This is a genomic window from Dolichospermum heterosporum TAC447 (genome assembly GCF_024584745.1).
In the GTDB taxonomy this organism is placed as follows: domain Bacteria; phylum Cyanobacteriota; class Cyanobacteriia; order Cyanobacteriales; family Nostocaceae; genus Dolichospermum; species Dolichospermum heterosporum.
This window is the reverse complement of sequence record NZ_CP099464.1, coordinates 1942501-1967746: the sequence shown is the minus strand read 5'-3', so window position 1 is coordinate 1967746 and position 25246 is coordinate 1942501. Positions and strand designations below refer to the sequence as shown.

The following is a 25246-nucleotide window of genomic DNA, read 5'->3' as shown; positions in this document are numbered from 1 at the left end:
TAAAAAATAAAAAAATCAACTTTAATATAAACTTATGAATGATCTACTAAAACAACTAGAAAACCTATCACCAGAAAAACGAGAATTAGTTCTACAAAAACTAAAAAAGCAACAACAAACCCCACTTCTCAACCCAGTATCACGAGAAAAACCCCTTGCTCTCTCCTTTGCTCAACAAAGACTATGGTTTATTGACCAACTAGAAGGCGAAAATTGTGTTTATAACGTGCCATTTTTCTGGCAAATTAGCGGGTGTTTAAATATTAGTGCTTTAGAAAAAGCCATTTTAGAAATTGTCCAACGTCACGAAATTTTACGCACTAGCTTTTCTGTTGTTGATGAGTCACCCATACAAGTAATTCATGCTCATCCTGCACTTAAAATAGAGGTATTAGACTGGCGACAAGTACCAGCAACAGACCAGGTAAGTAAAGTACAACAGTTAGTGATAGATGAATTACAACAGCCATTTGACTTATCAAAACTTCCTTTGTTGCGGGTAAAATTACTACAACTAGCTGATGCCTGCGGCGAGCGAAGCTATCAATCTCATCTATTACTATTGGTTATTCATCACATAGTTTGTGATGGGTGGTCAATGGATATTTTCCGCCGAGAATTGTTTACTCTTTACACCGCTTTTTGTAATGGAGAATCTTCTCTTTTACCCCCATTATCTCTACAATATGCTGATTTTGCTCACTGGCAAAGGTCATATTTACAAGGAGATAATTTAAACAAACAACTCAATTACTGGCAACAACAACTAGCAGAAATTCCCCCTTTATTTGAATTACCTACAGATCATCAACGTCCATCAGTTCAAAGTTTTAGGGGACGTAGTGAATTTATCCAAATTGATCTAGATTTAACACAAAAATTAAAGCATTTAAGTCAGGAGTCAGGAACTACTTTGTTTATGACTTTACTGGCAGTATTTACGCTATTATTATCGCGCTACAGTGGACAAGAGGATATTGTAATTGGTTCAGCGATCGCCAATCGCAACCGTAGAGAAATAGAACCATTAATTGGCTTTTTCGTCAATACTTTGGCTTTGCGTACCAACCTGGAAGGGAATCCCAGTTTCTTAGAATTACTACAAAGAGTAAAGCAAACCACTTTAGATGCTTACGACCATCAAGATTTACCATTTGAGAAATTAGTTGATGAACTGGGATTAGAGCGATCGCTTGCTCATCATCCCCTATTTCAAGTCGCTTTTGGTTTACAAAGTGGAACTCCCGAAACACTTTTAATTCCTGGTTTAACTCTCACCCGCTTTGAGTGGGAAAACACCACAACATTCTTTGATTTATCCTTAATTTTCCGGGAAACTCCTCAAGGTTTAACTGGAGAGTGGGAATATGCAACTGATTTGTTTGCAGAGACAACTATTCAAAGGATGGTGCGCCATTTTGAGGTTCTGCTCCAGCAAATTATTGATAATCCCCATCAATCAATTAATACTCTATCTTTGCTGACTCCAGATGAAATTCAGCAACTACAAACATGGAATCATACACAAACAGAATATCCTCAAGATAAAACTCTTGTTGACTTATTTGAACAGCAAGTTATTAAGAATCCTAATAATTTAGCTGTAGTTTTGGCATCTGAAAGTCTAACTTATCAACAGTTAAATGCAAAAGCGAACCAACTAGCTAATTACTTAATTGAAAATTACCCAATACAACCAGATACCTTAATCGGTATTTCTGTGGAACGTTCTTTGGAAATGATTGTTGGTATTTTAGGGATTCTGAAAGCTGGTGGTGCTTATGTACCCATTGATATCAACTATCCCCAAGAACGAATTGAGTTGATGTTAGAAGATTCTGGAGTATCGGTTTTATTAACTCAAAGTTGTTTAGTAGATAAGTTACCTTTAGATAGTTTACAAAATCCTGTTGAAGTTGTTTACTTAGATGAAGAACTAGACAAATACTCATCACCAATTGTCAACTGTCAATTGTCAACACTTCGACTTCGCTCAGTGACCACTGTCAATTACAATAATTTAGCTTATGTGATTTATACTTCTGGTTCTACTGGAAAACCCAAGGGGGTAATGATTGAACATCAAGCGATTGTTAATTTGGCTTTAGCTTGGGGTGAAAGTTTTCAAGTTCAAAATCACAGTCGCTTGCTACAATTTGGGTCTTTTAGTTTTGATTTATCTATTGGTGAAATTGCAACTGCTTTATCAGCAGGTGCTTGTTTATATTTAGGCAATAAAGATACTTTATTACCTGGTGAAAGTTTAGTTGATTTTTTAACTAAACACAAAATTACTCATGGCTTTTTATCTCCTTCGGCTTTATCTGTCTTACCAAAAGTGAGTTTCCCAGATTTACAATATCTGGCTGTTGGTGGAGAGGCTTGTTCGGCTGAATTGGTAAGTCAGTGGGGAACAGAACAACATTTATACAATTGTTATGGTCCGACAGAATCTACTGTGACGGCTGCTATTTATCTTTGTCAACCTAATAGTCAGATAAACAGCAAAAAACCACCAATCGGTAAACCATTACCTAATATCCGTATTTATATTTTAGATGCCAATAATCAACTATTACCCCCTGGTATCCCTGGTGAATTGTGTATTGCAGGAATAGGTTTAGCGCGGGGTTATCTTCATCGTCCTGATTTAACAGCCACAAAATTTATTGATATTAATTTATTTGGTAAATCTGAACGGATTTATAAAACCGGTGATTTAGCTAAATGGAATAATGAAGGATATTTAGAATATTTGGGTCGCATTGATGAACAAGTAAAATTACGGGGTTTTAGAATTGAACTGGGTGAAATAGAATCACTATTATTACAACATCCATCAGTTAAAGAAGCTGTGGTGATTTTATATGAAACTGATAACAATCTCAGGTTAATTGCCTATGTTACAGAGTCAGAAAAAACCGCTGGCTTGGCATTTAATGGGGTAACTGAACTGAGAGAATACCTCAAAAATCGCTTGCCCAATTATATGATTCCTAGCCAGATTATGGTTTTGGAAAACTTGCCCTTGACTGCTAATGGAAAAATAAACCGTCGTGCATTACCAGCACCAAACACAGCCACTGCTGCTGATTTGGAAATACCAGTAACTCCCACAGAAGAACTACTCGCTAGTTTATGGCAAAGTTTATTAAAAGTTAACTCTGTTGGTCGTTCTGATAACTTCTTTGAATTAGGTGGAAATTCCCTGTTAGCAACTCAATTAGTTGCCCGCATTCGTGATATTTTCAGGGTAGAAGTACCTGTTCGTAAGATATTTGAGCAAAGCATTTTATCTGAGTTGGCGAGGGAAATTGATAAAGCATCTGCGAGTGTGGCTTTACCTCCCATTTCCCCCCAGTTAGAAAATGAACCAAAAACTCTGTCTTTTGCCCAATCAAGACTTTGGTTTATCGCTCAACTGGAAGCGACAGGAACTTCTTCTACCTATAATATGCCATTCGCATACGAATTGAATGGCAAACTCAATGTAGATGCTCTAACTCAGAGTTTAACTTATTTACTACAACGTCATACGAGTTTACGCAGTTATTTTCCGGCTTTGGCGGGAGAGCCACAAGTAGTAGTTAGAAGTATAGAAGATATAGAAGTGTTGGCAATCGCCAACTTACAAGAACTCGATCCCCACACACAAGCGGAAATCTTACAAAAATTAGCTGATAACCATGCTCAAGAACCCTTTGACTTAAATACTGGACCCCTGTTCAAAGCCAAACTAGTGCAACTCAGCCCCCAGAAAAATGTCCTGCTGATAAATATGCACCACATTATTAGTGATGGTTGGTCAATGGGTGTATTTAAGCGGGAATGGGAAAAAGCATACACCGCTTTTGCAGTCGGTTCTACTCCCAACTTATCACCGTTACCGATTCAGTATAGTGATTATGCAGCTTGGCAACGCAATTGGTTACAAGGGGAGACTTTAGCAAGTCAGGAAAATTATTGGAAACAACAACTAGGCGATGCACCCAGGTTATTAGAGTTACCTACAGATCATCCCCGTCCAGCGCAACAAAGTTACCAAGGTGGGCGTGAAGAATATTGTTTGAGTCAAGAACTAACTCAGAAGCTTAAAAACTTGAGTCAAGAACAAGGGGTGAGTTTATTTATGACCCTGTTGACTGCTTTCAATATCTTACTATCCCGTTACAGCCGCCAAGAGGATTTATGTGTTGGTAGTGCGATCGCTAACCGCACTCATAGCCACACAGAAGGGTTAATTGGCTTTTTTGTCAACACCTTAGTATTGCGAAGCAAAATCAAGCCAGAACAAGGATTTATTAATTTACTCCAACAAACCCGTCAAACTTGCTTAGATGCTTATGCTCATCAAGATATTCCCTTTGATTATTTGGTAGAAAAACTACAACCAGAACGCAGCCTCAGCCATAATCCCTTATTCCAAGTGATGATGGTGTTGCAAAACGCGGCGGGGGCTGGGGTGAATGTGAGTTTACCAGGGCTTGATATTCAATACTTGGAACAAAGTTTCCCCTTTGCCAAGTTTGATATACTGCTGGATTTGTGCGAAAGGGATGAGCAACTAAATTGTATGTGGGAATATGCCACAGATTTATTTGAGGCATCAACCATTAGACGCATGGCGGGACATTTTGAAGTTTTGCTGACAGCAATTACCCAAAATCCCCAACAGCCGATTTATCAGCTACCTATCACCACTTCAGCAGAAGTTCAACAACTGCTAATCTGGAATCAAACTGACACAGATTACCCTCAGAACCAAACATTGGTAACTCTGTTTGAACAACAGGTAGCAAAAACACCCGATCAGATTGCAGTTGTGTTTGCAGATCAAAGCCTGAGTTATCAAGAACTCAATCAAAAAGCTAATCAACTGGCGCATCATCTCTTGCAACTCAAAAGCATATCTGATAACCCACTGATGGCGATTTGCATTGATCGTTCCTTGGAAATGCTCATCGGTATCTTTGCTATCCTCAAAGCCAGTGGAGCTTATGTACCGATTGATCCGAGTTATCCCCAAGAACGCATTCATTTAATGCTCGAAGATAGTAATGCGGCGGTATTGCTAACAACTAAATCCCTGAAAAAGCAACTTCCTTTAGAAAAGCTGAAAAATACTGCTCAAGTAGTGTTTTTGGATGAACAAACATGGACTCAACAGCCAACAAATAATCCCCATCCCATCAGCATTAATAATGATTTAGCTTATATAATTTATACCTCTGGTTCTACAGGGCGACCTAAAGGAGTGGCGATCGCCCATTCTAGTCCCGTAGCCTTTGTAAAATGGGCGCATTCAGTCTTTAGTGCAGAACAGCTTGCAGGTGTCTTAGCTTCAACCTCAATTTGTTTCGATCTCTCCATTTTTGAAATTTTTGTTCCCCTGACTCAAGGTAGTAGTGTGATTTTGGTAGAAAATGCACTCTACATTGAGCAAGCACGTCAGAGTCCTGTACCGATAACTTTGATTAATACTGTACCGAGTGCGGCGGCGGAACTGCTGAATATGAATGCTATTCCCGCAAGTGTACAGGTAATTAATTTAGCTGGTGAACCATTAAAAAATAGTTTGGTACAGGCTTTATATCAAAACACATCTGTCAGAGAAGTTTACAACCTCTATGGACCGTCTGAAGACACAACTTACTCTACATTTACGAAAGTTGCCAAAAATGCCCAGCATGAACCAACTATAGGTCAAGCGATCGCTAACACTCGCATCTACATTTTAGATAAATATAATCAACCCCTGCCCCTGGTATTCCTGGAGAACTTTGCATTGCAGGTGCAGGTTTAGCACAGCGTTATTTACATCGTCCTGAAACTACCGCCGAAAAATTTCTGAACGTGGAATTATTCGGCAAAACTGAGCGAATTTATAAAACTGGTGATTTAGCTCGGTGGCTACCTGATGGTAATCTGCAATACTTAGGACGGATTGATTACCAAATCAAACTGCGGGGTTTCCGTATTGAATTAGGTGAAATTGAAGCATCTTTACTCAAACATTCCAAAATTCAGGAAGCGGTTGTTTTGGTGCGGGAAGATAGCGAACACGATTCCTACGGAGCGCTTCGCTATCAACATCTGGTAGCTTATGTCGTCCCTACAACGGAAGGCGACCATATCAACCAAAGTGAACAGATAAAATTGTGGGAACAAGTATTTAATGATAGCTACACTCAGCAACCAAACCCAACCGATGATCCAACTTTGAATCTCGCAGGTTGGAAGGATAGCTACACAGGAAAACCCATTCCCCAGTCGGCCATGCAAGAATGGCGCGATATAACAGTTGAGCAAATTTTAGAACTTGCACCCAAACGAGTTTGGGAAATTGGTTGTGGAACAGGGATGTTATTGTTTAAAGTTGCATCCCATTGTCAGCATTACCTGGGGACAGATTTTTCATCCAGCGGATTGCAGTATATTGAACAATATCTCAAACAGCAATCTCTCCAAAACAAAGTTACTTTAAAACAAAGTGCCGCTAACCAGTTTGAGGGCATTGAATCCAATACTTATGACTTGGTAATCATCAATTCTGTAATTCAGTATTTCCCTTCTTTGGATTACTTGTTGTCAGTCATCGAAGGGGCGATCAAAACTGTAAGTAATCAGGGAAAAATCTTCATGGGAGATGTGCGAAATCTACATTTATTGGAGGCTTTCCATACCGCAGTAGAATTTTATCGCGCTCCTGATAAATTATCAATTCAGGACTTACGCCAACAAATTCAAAAAAGCATCTGCAACGAAGGCGAATTACTGATTGATCCTGATTTCTTTATCGCCCTTAAACAAAAATTTCCCCGGATTAGTCACGTAAAAGTTCAATTGAAACGGGGTTACAGCCATACGGAAATGAGCCGTTTTCGTTATGACGTTGTTCTATATTTGGATCAAACAGAAACTTCTGTTACCGAAACCCAATGTTTAGATTGGCAAGAACAGCAGTTAAATATAAAAACAATTGAGAGAATTTTAACAACTGAGCGACCAGATTTATTAAGCATTAAATATATTCCGAATGCGCGGCTCACTTCAGAAATGGCGTTGTTAGAAAAAATTACTCAGATAGATGGTCAGGTTTCCGACTTAAAAGCTGTTATTGCCCAAGTCAAATCAGGCATCGAACCGGAAGCATTCCTAGATTTAACGCAAGATTTACCTTACACACCTTTTATTCAATACACTTCTACCAGTTTTGCCTATTACGATGTTATTTTCCAAAGGAATATTCCTGGAAAAGAGCAAATACCAAGATTTAATCAAAGTAAAAATTGGCGACAGAAACCTTGGCAACATTACGCCAATCAACCGTTACAATATCGCACCAATCAAGTTGACCCAGCATTACTAGAAGAATGGCGGTATTTTCTAGGAAAAAATCTCCCTGATTATATGATTCCTAGCCATTTTGTTGTTTTAGAAAAACTACCACTAACACCCAATGGCAAAGTAGACCGTAAAGCATTACCAGCACCAGGTAAAACAGTGGTAGCTACAAACATTGAATTACCTATAACAGAAACAGAAAAATTGCTGGCTCAACTTTGGGCAAAACTGCTGAAATATGAGGTCATAGCCCGACAAGATAACTTCTTCAACTTGGGAGGACATTCTTTATTAGCTACCCAACTTTGCTACCGCATTCGTGACACTTTCAAAGTAGAACTGCCACTGCGTCAAGTATTTGAGTCTCCTACTATCATTGACTTGGCAAATTATATAGATAGCTGCATTTGGGTTAATTCGACAACCACAGATATACAACCTTTAAACTCAGACGAAGAGGAAATTGAACTATGACCATAACACAAAATCAGCAAATAGTTTCTTTAATGCTTCGTTTGCAGAACATGGGCTGCCGAATTTGGGCTGAAGATGATAAGTTACGGATTCGTACTAGCAAAAATGCCCTGACTGCGGAACTGAAGCAGGAAATTCAAAACCACAAAGCAGAGATTCTCACCTTCTTGAAAGCTGCTAAAACACAAGCTGTGATCACCGCAGAAATTCCGGCTTTAAGTGCTGACTCTCCCAAGCTTCCGTCCTTTGCTCAACAACGTCTCTGGCTATTAGCACAACTCCAAGGGTCATCAGCTACTTACAATATGCCGATCGCTTTACAACTGAACGGCAACCTGAATATTGATGCCCTACATTCTAGTTTGGCTTATCTGCTGAATCGGCACGAGAGTCTGAGGATGTATTTTCCTACAGTTGCCGGACAACCACAAGTTGCCATCCGCAGTTTAGACGAAATCACAGTTTTAACAGTACAAGATTGCCGGGAATTAGGGACTGGGAACAAGAGAGAGCTTGATTTAGATACCCAATGCCCAAATATGCAAGATTTAATTGACGCTCATGCACAACAACACTTGGACTTAAATACTGGCCCTTTGTTTAAAGCTAAACTGCTGCAATTGGAGGAGCAAAAATCTGTCTTGGCCATCAATATGCACCACATTATCAGTGATGGCTGGTCAATGGGAGTATTTTTGCGGGAGTTATGGCAGGCTTATAGTGCTTATTCTCAAGGTAAGACTCCGAATTTTGCTCCTTTACCGATTCAATACAGTGACTATGCAACTTGGCAACGCCACTGGTTACAAGGAGAAGTATTAGAAAAGCAAATTAATTACTGGAAACATCAACTAGGTGATGCTTCCCCATTACTGGAATTACCTACAGATTATCCCCGTCCAGCACAGCAAAGTTACAGAGGCGATCGCTATATTTATTCTCTTACACCGGAATTAACTGCTGCTGTTAATGCTTTTAGCCAACAGCAAGGCGTAAGTTTATATATGACCTTGTTGGCTACTTTGAGCATTTTACTATCTCGTTACAGTCGGCAAGAAGACTTATGTATTGGTTCTCCCATTGCTAACCGCACCCATAGCCAGACTCAAGGGTTAATTGGCTTTTTTGTCAATACTTTGGTTATGCGTCAGCAAATCAAACTAGATCTAAGTTTTATTGAGTTTTTACAACAAACTCGCCAAACCTGTTTAGATGCTTATGCTCATCAAGACGTTCCCTTTGATGTGCTGGTAGAAAAGTTACGACCAGAACGCAGTATGAGCTATAACCCTTTATTCCAGGTCATGTTTACCCTGGAAAATAATGCTAGTCCAGATTTGGATTTATCAGGGTTAGATACTGAGTTGCTGGGAGTCAAGGGTGCGATCGCTAAGTTTGACTTAACCCTGATGGTGATCGAAGATGATCATCAGTTAAATTGCTCTTGGGAATACGCCACCGATCTATTTGCAAGGGTTACTATCCAACGGATGGCGGAACAGTTTGCAGTTCTGCTTCAAGGAATTATTGATCATCCCCACCAATCAATCAATACTTTACCTTTGATGACAGGAGAAGAACTGCTAAAACTACAACGCTGGAATCAAACTCAAACCGATTATTTTCAAGATAAAACTTTTGTTGATTTATTTGCAGAACAAGTTATAAACAATCCTCATAATATTGCTGTAGTTTTTGAATCTGAAAATCTAACTTATCAACAGTTAAATGAAAAAGCCAACCAACTAGCTAATTATTTAATTGAAAATTATAAAGTTCAACCAGATACCTTAATTGGTATTTCTGTGGAACGTTCTTTAGAAATGATCATTGGTGTTTTGGGTATCATAAAAGCTGGTGGTGCCTATGTACCCATTGATCCCAACTATCCCCAAGAACGAATTGAGTTGATGTTAGAAGATTCGGGAATATCGGTTTTATTAACTCAAAGTTTTGTAGTAGATAAATTACCTTTAGATAGTTTAGGAAAACCTATTGAATTTGTTTATTTAGATGAAGAACTAGACAAGTACCCATCACCAATTGTCAATTGTCAATTATCAACTGTCAATTACAATAATTTAGCTTATGTTATTTATACTTCTGGTTCAACGGGAAAACCCAAGGGGGTAATGATTGAACATGGTGGACTGGTAAATTTAATTTTGGCAGTTGATGAAATTTTGCAAATTCAACCGCAAAGTCGTGTACTACAGTTTGCTAATTTCAGCTTTGATGCTTCCATTTGGGAAATTGCTTCTACCCTTTCCGCAGGTGCTTGTTTATATCTCACAAAAAAAGAAAATCTGTTACCTAGTCAAGAACTGATTGACTTTTTAACTGAATACAAAATTACTCATGTTACCTTACCACCTTCAGTTTTATCTTTGTTACCCCACGCAACCTTACCTGATTTGCAAATTTTAATTACTGGTGGTGAAGTTTGCCCCAAAGAATTAGTTACCCGATGGGCAAAAGGAAGAAGTTTTTTTAATGCTTACGGACCAACGGAATCTACAATTTGTACTAGCATCGCTCTTTGTCAACCCAATGGTAAAAAACCACTTATTGGTAAACCATTATCTAATCTCCGCATCTATATTTTAGATGCACATAATCAACCATTACCTCCTGGTATTCCTGGAGAATTGTGTATTGCTGGTGTTGGTTTAGCGCGGGGTTATCTCCATCGTCCTGAATTAACCGCCGAAAAGTTTATGGAAATTGAATTATTCGGCAAAACTGAGCGCATTTACAAAACTGGGGACTTAGTCAGATGGAAACCTGATGGCAATATCGAGTTTATTGGTCGTATTGATAACCAAATTAAACTCCGTGGGTTTCGTATAGAATTGGGTGAAATTGAATCAGTCTTGTTGCAATACCGGGCTGTTAAAGAAGCAATTGTCACCATACATAAAACTGAAAATAATCAGAGTTTAATTGCTTATATATCAGGAATTACCCCTGATTTATCGCCCCAATTGAAAAATTACCTGAAAACTCGTCTACCTGATTACATGATTCCGGCTCAGATCATGGTTTTAGACGAGTTACCCTTAACCCCCAATGGCAAAATTGACCGGAAAGCTTTACCTGTTCCTAATATTAGCGTTCAAGCTGCATACACACCCCCCCGCCACAAAGTCGAAGCACAATTAGCGCAAATTTGGTCTGCTCTTCTTGAACGTCAAGAAATTGGCATTCATGATAACTTTTTCGATTTGGGCGGACATTCTTTATTGGCAGTCAAATTACTCAATTTTGTGCAACAAGAGTTGGGACAACAACTGGCCTTGAGAAGTTTATTTCAGAATCCTACTATTGCTCAACTGGCACAAACATTAGGTAATAGGGAGATGGAACAATCAAATTCTGATTTAGTACCGATTCAGCCTCTAGGAGATGCAACCCCCCTATTTTGTGTATCTGGCTCTAACGGACACAGCTTCTATTTTCGAGATTTGGCAATCAATTTAGGCATTGAACGTCCCATATATGGACTCGATGCACCAGGAAGAGACGGACTGAGCATACTTCCTCACTCAGTAGCTGACCACGCAAGTCAACTAATTGCCCAATTACGTCAACAGCAACCCCAAGGACCTTATATATTGCTGGGGTACTCTTCCGGTTGTAGTGTCGCTTTTGAAATAGCTTCCCAACTGGAGCAGCAAGGTGAAAAGGTGAGTTTACTAGCTATCTTGGATTCGGGATTGGTTTCTAATCCGGAACATTTTAAAAATAGAGCAGATATTGATTGGATTTGGCAAATAATCCAACGCATCGAAGCTTTAAAAGGAGTTTCTTTCGGTTTAGAATACGCTGATTTAGCTGCTCAACGCGATAACCAGGCTCGTTGGGATTTGGCGGCAGATTATTTATACCGTCATAATGTCCTACCTGAACACTCCAGTCTTGATTTACTCAAAACCAATATGCAAATTATGAGAGTACAGACGCTCAATTACGTAAATTATCAGCCTGTTCATCGAATTTCTGCCCCGATTGTTTTATTCCGCGCTGAAGACGTGCCGGAAATAGTGGTGCGAGAACTCCAAGCACTTACCAATTACGATTTACCGGACTGGGGATGGCAAGCTTACACACCAAACCCTGTGAAGGTAATATCTGTACCTGGAAATCACGGACGGATGCTTTATGAACCGAATGTCAAAACCTTAGCCTCACACTTACGGCTGATGATGATTTAATTAATAAATCACCCATAATCATCAACCTGACTTTTTTAATTTTGAACTTTAAATTGGTGTAAAACAATGCAAACTCTTCCAATCAAAATTTCCGATGAAACCCTGCGCGATGGAGAACAACAAGTAGGTATTTTTTTCTCTTTACCGACTAAACACAAACTTGCTCATCTGATTGCACAAACAGGAGTCAGTGGATTTGCCATCATGCCTAGTGTTTGTGATCAAGAATCAGAGCTTACCAAAACATTAATATCAGATGGATTAACTCATCTAATTACTGCCTCTACGATGATGGGAAAAGAGTACATTGATCAGGCGAAAAACTATGGAGTTAAGCGTATTATTCTCTTCCATGCTGTTTCCGATCGCTTGATGTTTTTACGCAATCCTGATATTCGTTTAATGAGTGAATACCAGGGTAAAACGATTGATGATGATATCCCATCTCACATCATTAATAAGGTTCGTCAAGATGCTATTAATTTGATTGTGGAGAATTTACGTTATGCGACACAAGTTGCAGGATTGAGAGTAGATTTTGCAGCGGAGGATGCTTCTAGGGCAGACTTTAATTTTTTAGTACAGTGTATTAATTCGTTCAGTGGTTATGTTGAACACTTTTTATTGTGTGATACCGTCGGTGTACTCACTCCAGAGAAGAGTTATATCTGGATTAATGATTTACTCCAATGTACTACAGGGGTAGAGTTAGGAGTACATTACCACAATGATAGGGGGTTGGCGCTGGAAAACACCTTACAATCAATTACAGCGGGGGCAAGTTTAATATCAGGGACATTTTGTGGTTTAGGGGAGCGTTCAGGAAACGCTGCTTTAGAGCAAGTATTAAATGGGTTGCGACTTCGGTTCGGTATTGAACTAGAGGGTATAAACTATGATGCTGTTGATGCACTGACTAATTACATTGAAGAGATGGGGATTCGTCCTGCACCCCCTTATTCACGAATTTCACAAAGTCATGAATCAGGTATTCACGTCAATTCTCTACTTCGTGATCCTTTGAGTTATTCCACATTTCCCCATGATAAGACAGGTGTTGTCTTTGGTAAGTGGAGCGGTGTTAGTAATTTTCAATATCTCTTTGAAAAACAATTACAAAACCCTCAAACTAGGCAACAGTACGAGAAAATGCGCGATGTAATTAAATCTTTGGCGATAGAACAAGAATGCTATTTTACAGCTAAGGAAGTTTTAAAACTCTGGAAAGATGGTACCTTTGAATAGTCCATCTTGTAAATTGACATAAGACTTATACTCAAAACGACTAGAAGCTGGACTTTTTTATCATACAAAGAACAAGGTTCAAACCCTCTCCAGTATTAAATATTATTCCTTTTCCCTCTCCTAAGAGGAGAGGGTTAGGGAGAGGTTTACCAGAGGGGTTTCATACTAGTAGTCTGTCAACCCGAAAATGACGGGTGAAGGCAACCAGGGGGAGAAAAGAGGCAGGGGAGGGAAGAACAGAAGTTTTTTCCGATCATTACCCGTCAAAATAAATTTGACAGACCACTAGTACAAGACAGCGTAAATAAACCAACCATTCTAAATCATCCAAAAGCCTATACTGTCTTCATTTTGACTTTTGACTTCCGCCTTGCGGCACTAGCCTTCTTATTCTCTGCTATCTGCTCTATAAGACTCAAATAATTTTTTACAGATGCAAGCTACAACTTTTATTAATAAATCCGCCAAGGATAATTCTGCTTCAGGTACTAATCAATTTTGGAAAAATTTCCAAGCGGTTGTCGGTCCATATTGGTATCCTACAGATGCAAATGGTAGAGCATTTTCAGAGGTGATTCGCACTTATGGAATGCTGGCTCTTCTAGTATTATTAATTGTTGTTATGGTAGGTGCAACAGTTTTTAACAGCTTTGTTAACCGCTATTTACTAGATGTTATTACACAAGAAAAGGATTTAGAAAAATTTAGTGATTTATTATTGCTTTATGGTTTTGCGCTGGTTTTGGTAACAATTTTAGTAGGAATTTCTAAATTTGTTAGAAAAAAAATAGCTCTTGAATGGTATGAATGGCTGAATAGTCAAATTTTATCAAAATATTTCAATAATCGGGCATATTATAAAATCAATTTTCAGTCCGATGTTACCAATCCAGATCAACAAATATCACAAGAAATTGAGCCTTTAACTAAAGATTTTCTCAGCTTTTCAGCTACATTCCTAGAAAAAGTCCTAGAAATGACAGCTTTTTTAATACTGCTCTGGACGCTCTCTAAATTTGTAGCAGTTGCTTTAGTTTGTTATACGTTAATTGGTAATTTAATTGCTATTTACTTGGCACAAGAATTAAACAAAATTAAGCAAGAAGAAGTTGAATCAAATGCAGACTATACTTACAGTTTAACTCATGTGCGTAATCATGCGGAATCAATAGCTTTTTTCCAGGGAGAATCACAGGAATTAAACATTGTTAATCGGAGATTTAATAGGATTGTTCAAAGTGTTAAACGCAAGATTGATTGGGAAAGAAGTCAGGATATTTTTAATCGAGGATATCAGGCGGTTATTCAAATATTTCCATTTATAGTATTTGGACCAATGCAAATTAGAGGAGAAATTGATTTTGGAGAAATTGCCCAAGCTTCTTTAGCTTGTAATTTGTTCGCAACAGCGCTGGCTGAATTAATCAAAGAATTTGCCACTTCAGGAAAATTTTCTAGTTATATTGAACGTTTATTTGAACTCTCGGAAGCGTTAAAATCTGTCACTAAAGAACAGGAAAATGTCAGTATAATTAAGACGAAAGAGGAAAAGCGACTAGCTTTTGAGAATGTTACTTTACAAACTCCCAATTATGAACAGGTAATTGTTGAAGAGTTGTCGCTGACTGTTCAACCTGGAGAGGGTTTATTAATTGTTGGTCCAAGTGGTCGTGGTAAAAGTTCTCTGTTGAGAGCGATCGCCGGTTTGTGGAACTCAGGGACTGGTCGTGTAGTCAGACCTCCTCTAGAAGATGTATTATTTTTACCTCAACGTCCTTACATAATTTTAGGAACTTTGCGGGAACAGTTACTCTATCCCCATACAAAACGGGGAATGAGCGACCGCGAACTGGAAGCAATTTTAAAACAAGTTAATTTGCAAAACCTATTGAGTCGAATAGATAATTTTGATACAGAACTTCCTTGGGAAAATATCCTTTCCTTGGGAGAGCAACAACGTTTAGCATTCGCACGTTTATTAGTTACTTGTCCTAGCTTTACTATTTTAGATGAAGCTACAAGTGCTTTAGATTTGAACAATGAAGGTAATCTATATCAACAATTACAAGAAAGGAACACAACATATATCAGTGTAGGACATCGAGAAAGTCTATTTAGTTATCATCAATGGGTTTTAGAACTATCACAAGATTCTAGTTGGCGACTTCTCTCTGTTGAGGATTATAGACGGCAAAAAGCACAAGAACTTGCTACTGAAAATTCTGACAATTCTGGTATCACTATAGAAGTTGTACCCAAGAATGAACCTGCTGATGCAACTGTAAATCAACCAGAAATATTAATAGATTCTTCGGAAAATAGAGAAATTACCATAGATTTTGTAATTGCTGATAATGAACCTGTCAATCAACCAGAAACATCAAACGTGTCTCCTGAAAATCCAGAAATTATCATGGATTTTGTAATTGCTGATAATGAACCTGTCAATCAACCAGAAACATCAAACGTGTCTCCTGAAAATCCAGAAATTATCATGGATTTTGTAATTGCTGATAATGAACCTGTCAATCAACCAGAAACATCAAACGTGTCTCCTGAAAATCCAGAAATTATCATGGATTTTGTAATTGCTGATAATGAACCTGTCAATCAACCAGAAACATCAACAGCAGATACAGGTGAAATTGTAGGACTTTCTCATCGAGAAATGCAGAAATTAACAGACTATTCACTGGGGACTGTGAGAACTAAAGCAAGTAAAGGTCAATCTCTTACTACAAAGGATGGTTTTACCTACCGCTATAATAAAGACTCAAAGGTTTTGAAATGGGTAAGAGTTGAACCGCTTGAGAATTAAGTAACTCAAAATTAAAAAACGTAATATCCAGATCCCCGACTTCTTCAAGAAGTCGGGGATCTACCCGATTTAGATTTTACATTGCTTTCTAATAACGACATTTACTTAAATATCTTAAATCTCTTAAATGTCCTTGCTTTAACACTCGTTTACTGATATATTTTTGATATGTAACATAAATTTCCTCTCAGGAAAAAAGGAATATCCATGCAAGCATCAACATTAGCAAATATTGAAGCACTACCATTCTTCGCTCGCTTTTTGGCAGCAGAAGAAGAACCACCAGAAACACCAACACCACAACCAGAAGAACAGCCATTACCTCCATCAGTATTCACTTTCAAGTGGCCTTCTGATTGGGAAGATTGCTAAATAAAGTAAATTTGAAATTGCAGAAATAGCAGGATCGAAAAATTGAGAAGTGCTGATTGTTTCCGAATAGATAGCATATTCAGATATCAATAATACTTAAGCGATCGCTGCTGCTTGAATATCCCCGAATTCTACCCTTTGGACAGCCACTATACAGGTGTCTACAAGAAATCGGGGATTTATATCATGTGACAGGTGACAGTGATAAAAGTCTTTCAGTGCCTAAGTTTTAATTTTGGTTGATGTCCTAACCGCCTTGTGTAAAGCTATACAATTAACAAGCAACTTTTTCAGATAGTTACGAATATCTAGCTAATCAAATTTCAATTAAAAAAGTTTTTATGCACCTGTCTCGTGACATTGTTTTATTAATTACTCACAGTGGTGATTTTTTCACAATAGATAGAGTGGCTGAAGCACTGTCAAAAAAAGGGGTGCAACCATTTCGCTTAGATACTGATAGGTTTCCCCTAGAAGTAGAATTAACAGCACATTTTGATAACTGCAAAATCTATCACACTATAGAATATGGCGGCTATTCTATCAGCACAGAACAGGTGCAAGCGGTTTGGCTGCGCCGAATATGGGAACCAAAACTAAGTGCAGACCTAGCACCTAAGTTTCGAGAAGCTTGCATAAGAGAATCACAAGCCACGTTAAATGGTTTCTGGGATAGTTTGCGAAACGCTCATTGGGTAGATAATTTAGAATGTATAAATGCTGCCAATGATAAATTGCGCCAACTGCGGGTTGCTACTGAGGTAGGTTTTGTCATTCCCCAGACTCTCGTTACTAACAAAGCTGAGTCAGCAAAGGAGTTTTTTCACCAAGTCAACGGCAAGATGGTGAGTAAGTTATTAACTCCTCTATCCCGGACTATGGAATCTACTTCTTTCTTTTTTTACACCAGCGTGGTTAAAGAAGAAGATTTACAAGATGCTGAGTCCTTGCGTTATTGTCCGATGGTGTTTCAAGAGCAAATTCCTAAACAGTGGGAATTGCGCGTAGTGTACGTAAATGGTAAGGTATTTGTCGGTGCGTTAGATGCCAGCATTTATAACACATCTAAAGTTGATTGGCGTAAACCTGGTGTTGATGTTGGTGTATGGCAACACTACGAGCTTCCTGAACAAGTGCTGCGTCGTTTGCAAATCTTTATGAATAAATTGGGGTTGTTGTTTGGAGCGTTAGATTTTATCGTCACACCATCAGAAGACTATGTATTTTTAGAAGTTAACCCCATCGGTGAATGGGGAATGCTAGAAAAAGATTTGGACTTGCCTATTGCTAGTGCGATCGCTGATACTCTACTTTTATAGTATCAAGTTGTTAGTTATCTCGTTGAGGCTGGTAATGGGTAATAGGTGATGAAATACCTGTTTTCATCCTGTTCATCCTTTAATCCTGGACATCCTGTTAGCGTAGCTTGGCGTAAGCCATTTCTGACAGTTAGCCTAACTAGTAGCTCGTCAAATTTATTTTGACGGGTAATGATGCCTCTCTTCTACCCCTGCTTGCCTTCACCTGTCATTTTCGGGTTGACAGACTGCTAGCAACTCATACCAAGTTTAATTAAAAACATATATTTTATTTATGACAATTTTAATAGTCACATATAGCAACGACAATGAAAGCATTCCTTTAGTGATCAAAGCGATTGAAGATCAAGGGGAAAAAGCATTTCGGTTTGACACTGACAGATATCCTACGGAAGTCAAATTAGATATTTACCAAGGTGATACAGAACGGGTAATTATCACTGATGGAGAAAAGCAACTGGATGTGAGTGAAGTTTCCGCAGTTTGGTATCGAAGGATGCGCTATGGAGCAAAAATTCCTAACACGATGGACAAGCAATATAGAGAAGCATCAATTAACGAATCTCGCGCTACTGTTCGGGGTATGATTGCCAGTCTTCCAGGCTTTCATTTTGATCAGATGTCCAATGTAGAACGAACTCATCATAAACAACTACAGCTACAAGTAGCACGAAAAATAGGACTGCTTACCCCACGCACTCTAACTACTAATAACCCAGAAACAGTTAAACAATTTGCTTCTGAATGTCATAAACAAGGTATAGTGACAAAAATGCTTTCTTCCTTTGCTATTTTTGGCGAACAGGGAGAACAGTTATTTGTGTTTACAAGTCCAGTTAAAGATGAGGATTTGGAAAATCTGGAAGGACTGCGTTTTTGTCCGATGACGTTTCAAGAAAACGTACCCAAGGCGCGAGAGTTGCGGATAACTATTGTAGGACAGCGCGTATTTACAGCCGCAGTAAATTCCCAAAGTTGTGAAGGAGCTACTTATGATTGGCGTAAACAAGGGAGAGCATTAAAAGACGCTTGGCAAGCTGATGATTTACCTCAAGATGTGGAAAAAAAGCTACTGCAATTAATGGTTGAATTTGGTTTAAACTATGGAGCAATTGATATGATTGTCACACCCGATGGAGAGTATATATTTCTGGAAATTAACCCAGTTGGGGAATTTTTCTGGTTAGAAATATTTGCACCACATTTTCCAATTTCTCAAGCGATCGCCGAAATTCTCCTAACTCGTAAAAATCAAAGTAATAGATATAGATATTGAATTATGCAAACTCGTAGTGTTAGTGAGCAAACACCATTTAATCCTTTTTCTACTGTTATACAACTTTGGCGGGATTTGAAATTAGTCGCTGGTCCCTATTGGTATCCCACAGAGATAGGGACAAGAGCATTTTCCGAAGTGATTTATTCATGGGGAATGTTTATTCTGTTGCTCATATTAATTACTTCCATTGTGGGTATCCATAGTCTCAGTAGCTTCTGGAATCGCTACGTCTTTGATATTGTAATTGAAGAGAAAAACCTAGAAAAATATCTCAGTACATTATGGATATCTGTGCTATTTATTGTTGTCACCGTACTTTTAGTAGCATTTTCTAAATATATTAGAAAAAAAATTGCTATGGATTGGTACAAGTGGCTAAATAATCATATTTTAAATAAATATTTGAGCAATCAAGCCTATTATAAAATCAATTTTAAGTCTAAAATTACTAATCCAGACCAACGCATAGCTCAAGAAATTGAACCTATTACCATCAATGCGTTAAGATTTTCAACTACTTTCCTAGAGAAGTCTATGGATATGATTGCTGCTGTAATCATTCTCTGGACTATTTCTTCACAAGTGGCAATTTATCTGATTATTTATACAATTGTAGGTAATTTATTTGCTATTTTTTTAAGTCAAGAATTAGCGAGAATCAACCGAGAGGAGCTATCATTCAAAGCTGACTTTAATTATTGCCTAACTCATGTACGGAATCATGCTGAATCAATTGCTTTTTTCCAAGGAGAAACTGAAGAACTAAATATTATTAAACGCAGATTTGATAATGTATTGAAAAATGCGGAACGGAGGATAAATTGGGAAAAGGGTCAAGATATTTTTAACAGCGCCTATCAGTCGGCAATTAGTTTGTTTTCTATGTTTATTCTTACACCTTTATTTATTCAAGATAAGATCAATTATGGAGAAATTAGCCAAGCCACATTTTGTAGTTTTATGTTTTCTAATGCTTTAGGTGTATTAATAGCTGAATTTGGTAACTCAGGACGATTTTCTAGTTACGTCCAGCGTTTAGCAGAATTTTCAGATGCGTTAGCATCGGTAAGCCAAAAACCTGAGAATATTGGTACTATCAAAGTCATAGAAGAACCGCGTTTAGGGTTTGAGGATGTCACCTTAAAAACACCCAATTATGAACAAGTGATAGTTAAAGACCTATCATTATCTGTTTCACCAGGAGAAGGGTTGTTAATAGTTGGTGCTAGTGGTAGGGGAAAAAGTTCTTTGCTGAGAGCGATCGCCGGTTTGTGGAATGCGGGAAGTGGTAGGTTAGTAAGACCTGCGTTAAAGGAAATTTTGTTTCTTCCCCAACGTCCCTATATAATTTTAGGAACTCTGCGGGAGCAGCTACTCTATCCGCATACAGACCGGAAAATGAGCGATCGCCAACTGGAAGAAATTCTCCATAAAGTTAATTTGCAAAACCTGCTTACCCGCATCAAGAGTTTTGATACAGAAGTTGCTTGGGAAAATATCTTATCATTAGGAGAACAACAACGTTTAGCTTTTGCTAGATTATTAATTTCTCTCCCTAGCTTTACTATTTTAGATGAAGCGACGAGTGCTTTAGATTTAAAAAACGAAGAAAATTTATATTCTCAATTACAAGCTACAAACACAACTTTTATTAGTGTGGGACATCGAGAAAGTTTGTATGCTTATCATCAATGGGTTCTAGAACTTACAGAAAATAATCATTGGCAACTCTTACCAATTGAAGATTATAAACGCGAAAAATCAATTTCTTTGACTACTGCATCAAAATAGTAAATTGAGAAAATTACCGAAAATTACAATCATGCTCACCCAAAAGCAAAAACAATTTATTAATTATAAAAGTATCAAAATTTATGAACGAACCTATCAATTACCAGTTCTAAAAAATCATTCTGTCAAAACATTACAAAATAAAATTCGTGAACGTCAAAAATTAATTAAAGAAGGTGTTCGTTATCATCATATTGCTGGAATAATCAAGCAGAAAAAAGTGATTACCCAAGGAGAGATTTTAGCAGAAATTCAATTATTTATCATAGATTATAATCAGATTATTGATTTTCTGGAAAATTATCAAGAAAGTTATCAGGATTTTTTGTTAACATTGATGGATAATTTAAAGAAATTATTTCAAGAAAAATATTTAGAAATCAAAAATCTAGAAGATGCCAGAAGTAAACTAGAACTAAAAAACCAACAAAATTCGCAAATATTAAATGAATTAATATGGGAAAAGAAAGAAAATTTTAAAGCTGTTATCATCTTAAGCAATGCTTATTTATTAACTTTAGAAAAAATTAAATTAATTAGTGAAGGTATTAGTAAACTGGCAGAAGATGCCCAGTATCAAAAACAAATTGTGCAGCAAATAGTAAAAGATTTAGCAGTATATCAAGAAATTTATGAATATCAACAGAAAGCTTATAAGATTCGTCAGGAAATAGCTAAACTTGCCCATAATGCCATTAATTTTGAAGATTCTATTCAAGATTATTTTAGTCCCTTTCAATCTTTAATAGATGAGGTGATGAAAGTAGATGAATATTTTTATGCAACTGTTGGAGATATTAAAAGTCTAGGGGATAACATTTTAAATTATCAGTCAAATTTATTTAAGATCGAAGAAAATGAAGGTATTTATCAAACATTTCTCGATTTTATGGTAAAAAGTTATGAGAAAAACACCAGATTAAAAGATGCCTTAATTCAATCTCAATTATTAAATTGGCAAATCCCTAATTTTGAAATAAGTGAAAATGGTGTCTTTTTAGGTCAAGGTATTGATTTAATTTCAAATTATATATCTCAACAAATAACTGATCAAATCCAAACTCTAGACAAAGCAGAAGTAAATTTTATCTCTGTACCATCTCTGGCTACGACTAAAAAAACAGAATTAATGGAAGTAGCTAATGATCATATTAGTTCCCAGCCAGAATTTTTTACCAATCAAGATATTGACTATACCCGATTGCGGGATCTGCTGGCACAAAATCAGTGGAAAGAAGCTGATATGGAAACTGCTAAATTAATGCTAAAAGTCATGAAAAAGAATTACTGGAATGAAGTTTATCAAGAAGATATTGAAAGCTTTCCTTGCCAAGATTTACATATTATTGATCGACTTTGGGAACAATACAGTTATGGTTATTTTGGCTTTAAGATTCAACAAACAATTTGGAGTGAAATGGGTGGTCAAATAGACTATGAAACAGAAAAGAAACTAGGCGATCGTCTGGGTTGGCGAAAAGATGGAAAATGGTTAGATTACGAAGCTTTAACTTTTCAATTATCCCCCATGACACCGATGGGACACCTACCAGCCAAATGGTTACACTATGACCAAAATAGCCTTGACTTATCCTCACCATCATCTACAGAACACCTATCAATGGCAGCTTGGCGCGTAAAGTCTTGGTTAATTTGGCAGATGCACTTGTTCTTTTCTCGTGTAAAAAGCTGTGTATAATTCTTGTTCCAATTGCTATCTCTGACTCTTTTTGTTGCTGTGCTGACGTGCTGGGTAGTTATTCACTCCCCCCCTCTAAAATTATCGAAACCCTTGATCTCTCGTTAAAGATAGGGGGGCAATACTGCTCGGTTAAGGGGAGATAGGGGGTGAATTCAAAAATATTTTGTTCGCGTATGTACTACGAGAACAATAAAAGCTAAAAAACTTGCTTATACCTAACGAAAGGCACGCTGAAAAAACTTAATTGTCAATTGATGAGAATATCCTTAAACAGTGGAACTATAAATTGAGAATCAAAAATTAAAAGCATCAAAATGGATATATTCAACTTGCCTGGTTAAAAATTTGAAAAGATAGTTGTTGTCGAGGAGTAGCATGATTTCGATGACTTCGTTTTTTACTCTTAAACTTTGAGCGGGCTTTCTTGACGGAACCGTTCACAGGGGGTGAGAATTTATTAAAAAACCTGAAAGCTTTGTCTGTTGGGTTTTTCAGGCAACTTGACATATTAACGAATGGTTCTTAAATTGGCTGGAAAACGATTTGCAAACCGATATAGAGATTTTGCGAATTTCAAATGACCTAAAAAAATCAAATCTATAACGTTTTTCATGCTGTTTTCGTGGAATCTCATATAGAGCGTTTTTTGTACCCCCCGTGAACGGTTACATTAGACCACGACTTTCCATCTTTGGCAACAGGAATAGCAATTCCACATGGGTTATATGATTTAAAGGATAACATTGGTTTTATACGTCGCTTTGGTCGAAAAACTGTCGTTAATTCACGCGCCATTCATCCCACGCTGCCCTTCGGGTCAGTCCTGGGGCTTCTGTCGGTTAAGCTAAAATAGAAGTGATTAGGCGTTATGGGATTTTAGTAGAATGAGTTGGACAGAAAAACTAGAGCAGTTAAAAGAGTTATTTACAGAAATGGATCAGGCTTTAATAGCCTATTCGGGGGGGTTGACAGTACATTGGTCGCTAAGATTGCTTATGATATGTTAGGCGATCGCGCTTTGGCTGTAACTGCGGTTTCTCCTTCTCTATTACCAGAAGAATTAGAAGACGCGAAAATTCAAGCCGCAACTATCGGAATTTCTCATAAAGTTGTCCAAACACAGGAAATGGACAATCCCAATTACACATCTAATCCAGTTAATCGTTGTTATTTTTGTAAAAGCGAATTACACGACACTCTCAAACCCTTGGCTTTAGAGTTGGGTTATCCTTATGTGGTAGATGGTGTAAATGCCGATGATTTACATGATTATCGTCCCGGAATTCAAGCTGCAAAAGAAAGAGGTGCGCGATCGCCTTTAGCAGAAATTGGGGTGACTAAAGCCGAAGTTCGGCAAATTTCCCAACAATTAGGTTTACCTTGGTGGGATAAACCCGCTCAACCCTGTTTAAGTTCGCGCTTTCCCTACGGTGAAGAAATTACCATTGCCAAATTACAGCGAGTAGGTAGAGCCGAAATTTATTTACGAAACCTGGGGTGGCAAAATTTACGGGTTCGTTCCGAAGGTGACACAGCCAGAATTGAATTATCACCAGATAAAATTAAAGATTTTGTCTCGACTACAGATTTACCAACTTTAGTATCCGCATTTCAAAACTGGGGATTTATCTATGTCACCTTGGATTTAGAAGGTTATCGTAGTGGGAAATTAAATCAAGTTTTACCTCAAATCGCTTTAACAAATTAGAGCTTATTCTTCTAAAATTGATGATTGTCAACTTTAGAAGAATTTCTCACATATTCCCTAAAAACTGAAGATAATTGAAACAAGATTTTATCATTTTTTCTTTTCGTGACTAACGTTAAACGTGGAATAATTCTTATGGAATTACCCTGATTGTTTTTATGTCCGCAAAAGAATCTGATCTAAAAATTCAGGCTCAAGCAATATTAGATGCAATAGCTTTTACTCCCTTTGAGCAATGTCAACCCTTAAATCACAGGTTTGATAACATAACTCGTAGTCCTGGTATTTACGCTATTAGACACAAAGCTGAAGGATTAATTTACATTGGTAAAGCACAAAATCTACGTAGTCGTTTTAGTGGAGGTCACAAAGCTTTTTTATGGGCATGGCTAGATAAATATAGAAACGAAGATGTGCGTATTGCAGTACAAGCAATTTCTCATTGGGAAAATCCTGGGCTATTATTGGAATTAGAAGCAATTATTCTTATAGCTACTGAACCTCCTTACAACGTTCAAATACCAAGTGAGCAGTAACATTATGCAAGTAGAACTTTTAGAGCAACTTTCCGCTACTGATGCTAAAATTATCTTAGAATGCTTACCAGAGAAAATCAGAGTGACCCTGAAGCACAAATGAATAGTTTGAAATCGCAATTGAAAATATTACTTTCTGAGGGAGCAGATCCTGAACAAATTAAATTGATAAAAGAAGCTATTGATAAATTAGAAAAAGAAGGAACACTGGATGGGTTATCTAATATTCAAAAACGCCGATTAAGAGCTAACCATAGAACTACTATAGGAAGAAGAAACTAGACTATAATAGTTATCTAGGTAGGGTTTGTTGTAAATGTTGAAAACTACTATATTTGTCTTGAATGAGATTATTAATTAATTTCTGTAACGCAAAAGAGTAGTTTTGTAAAATAGGTTCTGAAAGATTAGGATTTTCAGCAGGGTAAGGTTGTTTATTTGTTA

Annotated in this window: 11 protein-coding genes and 2 pseudogenes (1 of these 13 cut by a window edge); 12 read left to right on the top strand and 1 reads right to left on the bottom strand. The window is 37.5% G+C overall.

Features of this window, described 5'->3' with window-relative positions; all coding sequences use genetic code 11:
* Window positions 1-34: 34 nt before the first annotated feature.
* From NG743_RS08905 to NG743_RS08845, 12 genes and pseudogenes are all read left to right on the top strand, one after another.
* Window positions 35-7818: pseudogene (locus NG743_RS08905) on the top strand (amino acid adenylation domain-containing protein).
* Window positions 7815-12032, top strand: a complete 4218-nt coding sequence (locus NG743_RS08895) for a non-ribosomal peptide synthetase (protein ID WP_193962697.1) — start codon at window positions 7815-7817, stop codon at window positions 12030-12032. Before NG743_RS08905 ends, NG743_RS08895 begins: the two are co-directional and overlap by 4 nt.
* Window positions 12033-12098: 66 nt before the next feature.
* Window positions 12099-13277, top strand: a complete 1179-nt coding sequence (locus NG743_RS08890) for a hydroxymethylglutaryl-CoA lyase-like TIM-barrel protein (protein WP_027403949.1) — start codon at window positions 12099-12101, stop codon at window positions 13275-13277.
* A gap of 433 nt (window positions 13278-13710) precedes the next feature.
* Window positions 13711-16095 carry an ABC transporter ATP-binding protein/permease gene (locus NG743_RS08885; RefSeq protein WP_257121862.1) on the top strand — a complete coding sequence of 795 codons (2385 nt, stop codon included), beginning with the start codon at window positions 13711-13713 and terminating at the stop codon, window positions 16093-16095.
* 207 nt (window positions 16096-16302) lie between these two features.
* Window positions 16303-16467 (top strand): microviridin/marinostatin family tricyclic proteinase inhibitor, encoded by a 165-nt coding sequence (locus NG743_RS08880; protein WP_027403950.1) that lies wholly within the window; start codon window positions 16303-16305, stop codon window positions 16465-16467.
* 341 nt (window positions 16468-16808) lie between these two features.
* Window positions 16809-17786 carry an MvdC family ATP-grasp ribosomal peptide maturase gene (locus NG743_RS08875; RefSeq protein ID WP_027403951.1) on the top strand — a complete coding sequence of 326 codons (978 nt, stop codon included), beginning with the start codon at window positions 16809-16811 and terminating at the stop codon, window positions 17784-17786.
* A gap of 274 nt (window positions 17787-18060) precedes the next feature.
* Window positions 18061-19062, top strand: a complete 1002-nt coding sequence (locus NG743_RS08870; RefSeq protein WP_027403952.1) for an MvdD family ATP-grasp ribosomal peptide maturase — start codon at window positions 18061-18063, stop codon at window positions 19060-19062.
* Between the two features lie 3 nt (window positions 19063-19065).
* On the top strand, window positions 19066-20856 hold the full coding sequence (locus NG743_RS08865; protein ID WP_257121861.1) for an ABC transporter ATP-binding protein/permease: 1791 nt from the start codon (window positions 19066-19068) through the stop codon (window positions 20854-20856).
* A 31-nt stretch (window positions 20857-20887) separates the two neighbouring features.
* Window positions 20888-22555, top strand: a complete 1668-nt coding sequence (locus NG743_RS08860) for a GUN4 domain-containing protein (RefSeq protein WP_027403954.1) — start codon at window positions 20888-20890, stop codon at window positions 22553-22555.
* An 887-nt stretch (window positions 22556-23442) separates the two neighbouring features.
* Window positions 23443-24266 (top strand): annotated as a pseudogene (gene larE, locus NG743_RS08855) (ATP-dependent sacrificial sulfur transferase LarE).
* A 158-nt stretch (window positions 24267-24424) separates the two neighbouring features.
* Window positions 24425-24802: a GIY-YIG nuclease family protein gene (locus NG743_RS08850; protein WP_257121860.1), complete on the top strand. Its 378-nt coding sequence runs from the start codon at window positions 24425-24427 to the stop codon at window positions 24800-24802.
* Between the two features lie 60 nt (window positions 24803-24862).
* The gene (locus NG743_RS08845; protein WP_257121859.1) at window positions 24863-25084 is read left to right on the top strand and encodes a hypothetical protein; all 222 of its coding nucleotides are present in this window, start codon (window positions 24863-24865) and stop codon (window positions 25082-25084) included.
* A gap of 10 nt (window positions 25085-25094) precedes the next feature.
* Here NG743_RS08845 and NG743_RS08840 read toward each other — a convergent pair whose 3' ends face one another.
* Window positions 25095-25246, bottom strand: partial view of a protein kinase domain-containing protein gene (locus NG743_RS08840; protein ID WP_257121858.1) — the final stretch only. The gene runs 1885 nt beyond the window's last position; only the last 152 of its 2037 coding nucleotides appear in the window; its start codon lies beyond the right edge, outside the window; its stop codon occupies window positions 25095-25097.

Bases quoted from the DNA above. Each gene is read 5' to 3' on its own strand.
- NG743_RS08865 (WP_257121861.1), top strand. From the start codon at position 19,066: ATGCAAACTCGTAGTGTTAGTGAGCAAACACCATTTAATCCTTTTTCT.
- NG743_RS08860 (WP_027403954.1), top strand. From the start codon at position 20,888: ATGCTCACCCAAAAGCAAAAACAATTTATTAATTATAAAAGTATCAAA.
- NG743_RS08870 (WP_027403952.1), top strand. From the start codon at position 18,061: ATGACAATTTTAATAGTCACATATAGCAACGACAATGAAAGCATTCCT.
- NG743_RS08895 (WP_193962697.1), top strand. From the start codon at position 7,815: ATGACCATAACACAAAATCAGCAAATAGTTTCTTTAATGCTTCGTTTG.
- NG743_RS08850 (WP_257121860.1), top strand. From the start codon at position 24,425: ATGTCCGCAAAAGAATCTGATCTAAAAATTCAGGCTCAAGCAATATTA.
- NG743_RS08890 (WP_027403949.1), top strand. From the start codon at position 12,099: ATGCAAACTCTTCCAATCAAAATTTCCGATGAAACCCTGCGCGATGGA.
- NG743_RS08875 (WP_027403951.1), top strand. From the start codon at position 16,809: ATGCACCTGTCTCGTGACATTGTTTTATTAATTACTCACAGTGGTGAT.
- NG743_RS08880 (WP_027403950.1), top strand. From the start codon at position 16,303: ATGCAAGCATCAACATTAGCAAATATTGAAGCACTACCATTCTTCGCT.
- NG743_RS08885 (WP_257121862.1), top strand. From the start codon at position 13,711: ATGCAAGCTACAACTTTTATTAATAAATCCGCCAAGGATAATTCTGCT.
- NG743_RS08845 (WP_257121859.1), top strand. From the start codon at position 24,863: ATGCTTACCAGAGAAAATCAGAGTGACCCTGAAGCACAAATGAATAGT.